This is a genomic window from Pseudomonas sp. PS02303 (genome assembly GCF_029959925.1).
GTDB classification, from domain to species: domain Bacteria; phylum Pseudomonadota; class Gammaproteobacteria; order Pseudomonadales; family Pseudomonadaceae; genus Aquipseudomonas; species Aquipseudomonas mandelii.
Genome location: NZ_JASCOM010000288.1, coordinates 1 through 7,068, shown reverse-complemented (window position 1 = coordinate 7,068; position 7,068 = coordinate 1). Strand labels below are relative to the sequence as shown.

5 protein-coding genes are annotated in these 7,068 nt (G+C 58.4%); all 5 read right to left on the bottom strand.

Annotated elements, in window-relative coordinates:
* Nucleotides 1–54 precede the first annotated feature (54 nt).
* The 5 genes from QMX98_RS30535 to QMX98_RS30515 all read right to left on the bottom strand — a co-directional run bounded on the left by QMX98_RS30535 (nt 55) and on the right by QMX98_RS30515 (nt 6,883).
* Entirely contained in the window at nt 55–849 is a 795-nt protein-coding gene (locus QMX98_RS30535) for an iron-containing redox enzyme family protein (protein WP_077747963.1), read from the bottom strand.
* A 45-nt stretch (nt 850–894) separates the two neighbouring features.
* On the bottom strand, nt 895–3,354 hold the full coding sequence (locus QMX98_RS30530; protein ID WP_077747964.1) for an EAL domain-containing protein: 2,460 nt from the start codon (nt 3,352–3,354) through the stop codon (nt 895–897).
* Between the two features lie 135 nt (nt 3,355–3,489).
* A complete protein-coding gene (locus QMX98_RS30525) occupies nt 3,490–5,307 on the bottom strand; it encodes an ABC transporter ATP-binding protein (protein ID WP_102595639.1) in 1,818 nt (605 codons plus the stop codon).
* Complete coding sequence (locus tag QMX98_RS30520; protein ID WP_169858238.1) at nt 5,300–5,902, bottom strand: DsbA family protein; 603 nt, start codon at nt 5,900–5,902, stop codon at nt 5,300–5,302. The genes QMX98_RS30525 and QMX98_RS30520 overlap by 8 nt, the downstream gene beginning before the upstream one ends.
* A gap of 39 nt (nt 5,903–5,941) precedes the next feature.
* Complete coding sequence (locus QMX98_RS30515) at nt 5,942–6,883, bottom strand: rhodanese-related sulfurtransferase (RefSeq protein ID WP_010461707.1); 942 nt, start codon at nt 6,881–6,883, stop codon at nt 5,942–5,944.
* Nucleotides 6,884–7,068: the final 185 nt, after the last annotated feature.

Below are 7,068 nucleotides of genomic sequence, written 5' to 3'. Positions count from 1 at the left end.
GCTCGAATCGCCGCAACGCCGCTCCCACATTTTTTTGCCTGTAATACCTATGGATCAGCTTTCGGCCAATGCCATGCGCTCACGCGCGACCGGAGCCTTTTCAGAGTGTTCCAACTGCATGCAGCGCTCCAGGAACAGGTGCATGTAGTCGTAACTCTTGCAGACCGCCTGGCGCAATTCCACTTGCAAGGATTTGCTCGGGTTCAGGCCCGCCAATGTGCAGATGATTTCAAGCGCTTCCCAGGGATGGGCATCATCGTACTGAGCGTGCATCTTCAACCACTTCATGGCCCGCTTGCGATCTTCCTCCGGGAACGCGGCCGCATAGACACCATTGGAACAGACCAATGCCGACCACTCTCCAGTCGCACCTTCGATGGCGTAGTTGGTCGCGGCAATGGCGACAATCAGCGAATCCGCCGAACTGGTGTGCCAGCACCAGTGGCTCAAGGCGTGAAGTTCAGGTGCAACGTGTTGCGCCTGCAAGTCTTCCAGGCTGACCCCATGGGCCCGACTCCAGTTAACCCAGTAATCGGCATGGTTAAGTTCGACACGAATGTTACGCATCAACCAACGACGCGCCATGTCTTCACCGGGGTGGCGGGCAAAACGAGTCTTGGTCAGGTTTTGTGCCATATATAACGCGAACTGTTCAACGACGGGCCAGCCACCAATAAGGTACTGCCGCATGGTTTTTGCGCCGAGCTTATTGTCTCGCATGCGCTGATACAGTTCGTGTTCGACAACCCGGCGCTTACTCTCGCTGCAGTCCTTGATGAGCTGTTGCGCCCATGCGGGATAACTTGCAGCTTCCATGAGTGGTCCGGTTCGATTGAATGTGTCGATCACTGTCGGGCTCCTTTTGATTGTGATTGTTAGGATCAGCAAGAGATTTCAACGGAACGTGCCGGGCGCCTTGAATAACAAAGGTTGAGGCCGGGCAGGACGACTTTGCAAACTATCGCAGGTAAACAGATGCGGGCGTTCAATGACATACCCTTGAGCGAAGTCGACCCCGATCTCCAGCAATGCCTGCTCGATCTGGGGTGTTTCTACAAACTCGGCAATCGTGCGCTTACCCATGACATGGCCGATGTGATTGATCACTTCTACCATGGCGCGGTTAATCGGGTCGTCCAGCATATCCTTTACGAAACTTCCATCGATCTTCAAGAAGTCTACAGGTAAATGTTTCAAGTAGGCGAATGAGGACATACCGGCGCAGAAGTCATCCAACGAAAAGTGACAACCTAAACCTTTGAGTTCATTGATAAATCTAATTGCACTTCCCAAATTGGAAATTGCACTGGTCTCTGTAATTTCAAAACAAATCATTTCAGGTGGAATGGACCATGCAACAAACTGTTCCCTCAGGAAGTCCAGAAACGCGTCATCTCCGATAGTAGTGCCTGACAGATTAATCGCACACATGGCCAAAGGACCTTTGCGCTCTTCGGCAATACATTGGGCAATGATCTTAAAGACGTTCTGCACCACCCAACGATCAAGTGCGGTCATCAGACCATAACGTTCGGCAGCCGGAATAAAACTGTCCGGTAATATCATGCGCCCGGCTTCATCATGTAGACGCAACAGGATTTCTATATGCCCGCCGCCGTGTTCGGTATGACCAAGGGGTGCGATTTCCTGGGAATACAGGCAAAAGCGATCCTCTTCCAGGGCCATGTGCAGGCGCTGTACCCACGCCATCTCACCGAAACGCAGGGACAGTTCCGAATCATCGGCGTTATACACCTGAACACGGTTACGCCCTTTTTCCTTGGCCATGTAACAGGCCATATCGGCAGCACGCAGCGAGGCTTCGAGGGTGGTCGGGGTTTGCGCGATATGAACCATCCCGATGCTCACCGTTGTGACGAATGGCCGGCCTTTCCACACAAAGTGCAGGTTCTGCACGGTATGGCGCAGGCTCTCGGCAATTTTCTCGGCCGCTTCCGGCGGACAGTCTTCCAGCAAAATCCCGAACTCGTCGCCACCCAGCCGGGCCAGCGTGTCACCTTCGCGCAAGCCTGATTGCAACAGCGCGCAGATATGCCGAAGCAGTTCGTCACCCGCCGCATGGCCGCAGGTATCGTTGACCAGTTTGAACTGGTCCAGATCGAGGAACATCAAGGCGTGGCGCCCAGAGTATCGGGTCAGGTTGTGCAGCGCCTGCTCCAGGCGATACTCGAACTCGCGACGATTGGCCAGCCCGGTCAAGGCGTCGTGGGTCGCCTGCCAGGACAGATTGGCGATGTACTGGCGCTCCTGAGTCATGTCATGCAACACCAGCACGGCGCCACTGACCTTGTCGGCGTTGCGGATCGGCGCCCCGACCAGGGTGACCGAGACGGTGCTGCCGTCAAGGCGCTGGATCAGTTTGGAATGCTCGCTGGCGCCGCTGAGCTGACCGCTCAATATGTGCTCGATCAAGGTAAAGCCGTCAGCCTGAGCGTTGTCATCCAGCAGATTGAACAAGGCCGCCAGCGGCAAGCCGATGGCCTGCTCGCCCTTCCAGTGAGTCAACGCCTCGGCCGCCGGGTTCATGTAGGCGATCGCACCGTCGACATCCGTGGTAATCACCCCGTCGCCAATGGATTGCAGGGTGATCTGCGCCCGGTCTTTCTCCAACTGCAAGGCCTCGGCAAAGGCATGGCGCTGTTTGAGCAGTTTGTGGGTACGCATCAACGCTAACGCAATCAAGCCCAGGGCCGTGGCCAGGTTCGTGACCAGCAGCAGGCGCAGAATCAAGCGCGAGCCCTCGCCCAAGGCATCGCTGAAGGCAGTGGCGGCAGGCGTCACACCATCGTTGATTGCAAAAATCTGGTCTTTCCAGCGTTTGATGTCGGCGTCCGACGCCTGATTTTCGGTAATGCGCCGGTGCATCTCTTGGGCGACGTTATCGAGTTGCACCAGATACGCGTCACCCACCGTCCAGCGGTCGATGGCTTTTTCAAGGTAACTGAAATGCCTGAAATTGAGGTACAGCCAGATCACGCTGGAGACGTCGTCGGGATGATTGCCACCCTTGAGAATCGCCACCCGTGCGGCTTCGATATTCGGTGGCTGGTGATCCAGCGCCACGCGCAACTCGTGACCACCCTGGGGTACGGCAATGGCGTTCTGGTACTTGAGGAAAATGGCCTCGTCGCGACTGTCCGCGTAGAGATTGAGGTAATAGATGGCGTCCTTCTGGCCCTTGGACCACAGGCTCTCCCCGGCCACATAGCCGCGAACTGCCGAAAGTACATAGAGACTGACCCCGCCCAACAGCGCTTGAAATAGCACTACGGCAATAAATGGCCAGACGATGCCCAATAACCTAGGGGTTCCGAGAGTCCGCTTTTGCTTCATGAGGTCCCTTGTATTAGCACTGCCAGATCATCATCCAACGTGATCGCTACAGCTAGACTAGGGTGCGTATTCGATCCCGGCAAGCCAGCGCCCGTATTTTGCATGCACTTGCCGCAAACCTGACGCGGGCTGTCACTAATGCTGCTGTAAATGGCCATAAAGCTTGGCGTACAACCCACCTTCGGCAATCAGTTGCTGATGGTCACCATCCTCGGCAATTTGCCCGCCGTCGAACACCAGCACCCGATCAGCCTGTTTCACCGCCGACAACCGATGCGCAATGATCAGCGTGGTGCGGTTGCTCAAGAACCGCGCCAGCGCCAGGTGCAGGTTGTATTCGGTGGCAGCGTCCAGCGCCGAGGTGGCCTCGTCGAGAATCACCACCTTGGGTTCGGCCAGCACCATCCGCGCAATCGCCAGCCGTTGCCGCTGACCACCGGACAAGCGCACGCCAGAGCGTCCGACAATGCTGTCCAGACCATCAGGCAATTCTCGAACCGTTTGGTTCAGCTGGGCAATCTCCAGCGCTTGCCAGCAGGCCTCGTCGCTGCGCAGACGGCCCATCGTCAGATTGGCGCGCACGGTATCGTTGAACAGCGCGGGGTGTTGCAGGACCACGGCGACGTTTTCGCGCACGGTCTCCAGGCCGATCTCCTGCTGGGTCGAGCCACCGAAGCGGATGGTCCCGGCAAGGGGCGTGTACAACCCCAGCAGCAACTGCACCAGGGTGCTCTTGCCACCACCGCTGGCACCGACAATCGCCACTTTTTCACCGGGGGCGATGGACAGGTCCATCTGGTTCAACACCAACTCGTCGCCGTATCCGAAACTCAAGCCCTGGACTTCGATGCCCACGGTGTCCCGCCCCTGAAACGGATCGACACCGCCGGGGTATTGCGGCTCATCGTCGCGTGCCAGCAACTCGTTGATCCGCGACAGCGCACCGCCGGCGGCGTAATAGGCGTATTGCAAATTGAGTAACTGCTCCACCGGGCCGATCATGAACCACAGGTAGCTGAACACCGCCAGCATCTGCCCGATGGACAAGTCGGAGAACAACACGGTGAGCATCGCCGCGGCGCGGAAAATATCGATGCCGAACTGGAACAGCAAGCCACTGGCACGGTTCGACGCATCGGTCTTCCACTGTGAGGTCACCGCATAATCGCGCACTTCCCGGGCCCGCTGCCCCAGACGCCCGAGGAAAAACCCCTGTCGGTTGCCCGCACGCACTTCCTGGATCGAGTCGAGGGTTTCGGTCAGGGCCTGGGTAAAACGCGAGGTGCTGTCATTCTCGAGCTTCTTCAGGTGCTTGACCCGCTTGCCCAGTTGCACCGTGGCGTAGATCACCAGCGGATTGAACAACATGATCAAAAGCGCCAGCTTCCAGTGCATCCAGATCAGAATGCTTGCAGTGCCGACCAGCGTCAGCATCGCCACGAGGAATCGACTGAGTGTCTCGCCGACAAATTTGTCCAGCGTGTCCAGGTCCGTGACCAGGTGCGTGGTCACCGTGCCGCTGCCCAGGCTTTCGTATTCCCCCAGGGAAATACGCTTGAGCCGTTCGATCAGCCGTATGCGGATGCGATACACGATGTCTTTGGCCAGCGCCGCGAACAACTTCGCCTGCACCACGTTGAACAGCAAGGCGCCGCAGCGCAGCAACAAGGTCACCAGCAGCATCAGGCCGATGTAGCCCGCCGCTTTCTGCCAGCCTTCCGGCAACGCGTGGTTCATGATTTTCAGCGCGGAATCGCCATGCCCCAGCAGCACTTCGTCCACCAGCAACGGCAGCAGCAACGGAATCGGCACGCTGCACAGGGTGGCCAGCACCGCCACGCCATTGGCGATCCACAGGGATTTTTTATGGTGAAGGGCCAGCCGCCGGATTTCAGCCCAACTCAGCCGATCGACACGCTTGGGAGCTGGCGTGTCATCGGGCAGGTCATGCACAGGCAGCGCGCTCCAGCCAACGACCGAGCAATGGCGACAATTCACTCAAGGGTTGATAGCCATTGGTCAGCAGCGCCAGTTGCCCGCTACGTTCGGCCAACAGCGTTGGGAATCCGGCGATGCCGAGGTCCTGGACCCAAGTGAAATCGGCAGCAGTCGCGGCGTGCTGATCGGCACGGTCGAACGCGGCCGCAAACTCGATGCGCGGCAGGCCGGCTTTCTCGGCCAACTCGACCAGGACACTGGCGTGGGTGACGTCTCGGCCTTCGGCATAGAACGCGTGCTGAATGAGGCCGAGCAGTTTCCACGCGCAATCCGGCGCCAGGCTACGCGCAGTCACCAACGCCCGGCAGGCAGGCTCGGTGTCGTAGACAAAACCGTCAGGCAATGCGCCTTCGGTCTTGAACGGCTGGCCGGTGGCCTGGGTCACGGCCTGCCAATGCTCAAGGATGTAGCGCCGGGTAGTCGGTTCCAATGCGGAGCCGCTGCCGGTGCGCAAGCCGCCCACCACCAGGTGCACGTCCACCCCTGCGGCCTGCGCCTGCTCGACCAGCGCGTTGGCGACGGGCGCAAAGCCCCAGCACCAGGAACACATCGGGTCCATCACATAGAGCAGGCGTTGGGCAGACATGGTTCAAGCCTCTGAAGGAGTTTGCTTGTAGTTGTAGCCGATCGGGTGAGGCAGGTTGCGCGCCTTGGCCAGTTCGATCTGCTTCTGCCGATCAATGGCGCTGCGACGGGTTTTCTCGCTCAGCGTATCCCAGCAATGCGGGCAACTGATGCCGGCCACGTAATGCTCGGACGTGCGGTCTTCGACGCTTACCGGCGTACGACAGGCATGACATTGATCGTAGTCGCCTTCGCTGAGGTCATGGCGCACGGTCACGCGGTTGTCGAACACGAAGCAGTCGCCCTGCCATTTGGTTTCTTCCTGCGGCACCTCTTCAAGGTACTTCAGGATACCGCCCTTGAGGTGATAGACCTCGTCGAAACCCTGGCTGAGCATGTAGCTAGAGGCCTTCTCACAACGAATGCCGCCGGTGCAGAACATCGCGACTTTCTTGTGCACGGCCGGGTCGAAGTGGGCTTTGATGTAGTCGGGGAATTCGCGAAAACTGGTGGTTTTCGGGTCGATGGCGCCTTCGAAGGTGCCGATCGAAACCTCGTAGTCGTTGCGGGTGTCGATCAACAGCACTTCAGGGTCGCTGATCAGCGCATTCCAGTTCTGTGGATCGACGTAGGTGCCGACCTGTTTGTTCGGGTCCACGCCTTCGACGCCGAGGGTGACGATTTCTTTCTTGAGCTTGACCTTGGTGCGGTAGAACGGCTGGTCGTCGCAGTACGACTCTTTGTGGTCGATGTCGTCCATGCGCGGGTCGTTCTTGAGCCAGGCCATCAGCCCGTCTATGCCTTCGCGGCTGCCGGACACGGTGCCGTTGATGCCTTCTTCGGCGATCAGCAGCGTGCCCTTGATGCCATTGTCGACCATGGCTTGCAGCAGTGGCTCGCGCAGGGCAACGTAATCTTCCAGAGTGACGAACTTATACAGTGCCGCCACGACAATCTGTTGTGTCATGGGTGTTTCTCCAGGTGGCTACCCTCGCAAAGGGTGAACCGGAATAAAAAAAACGCGCCGGGTGAGCGGCGCGTTGGGCAGTCTATCAAAAATAAGTGCTTCTGTAGGAGCAAGGCTTGCCCGCGAAGGCGATCTTGAGGACGCCTTCGCGGGCAAGCCTCGCTCCTAGCTGCCGCCAGCACAGG

What these genes read in the sequence shown, in the direction of transcription:
- QMX98_RS30530 (WP_077747964.1), bottom strand. Translation starts at nt 3,354, where the DNA reads ATGAAGCAAAAGCGGACTCTCGGAACCCCTAGGTTATTGGGCATCGTC.
- QMX98_RS30520 (WP_169858238.1), bottom strand. Translation starts at nt 5,902, where the DNA reads ATGTGTTCCTGGTGCTGGGGCTTTGCGCCCGTCGCCAACGCGCTGGTC.
- QMX98_RS30515 (WP_010461707.1), bottom strand. Translation starts at nt 6,883, where the DNA reads ATGACACAACAGATTGTCGTGGCGGCACTGTATAAGTTCGTCACTCTG.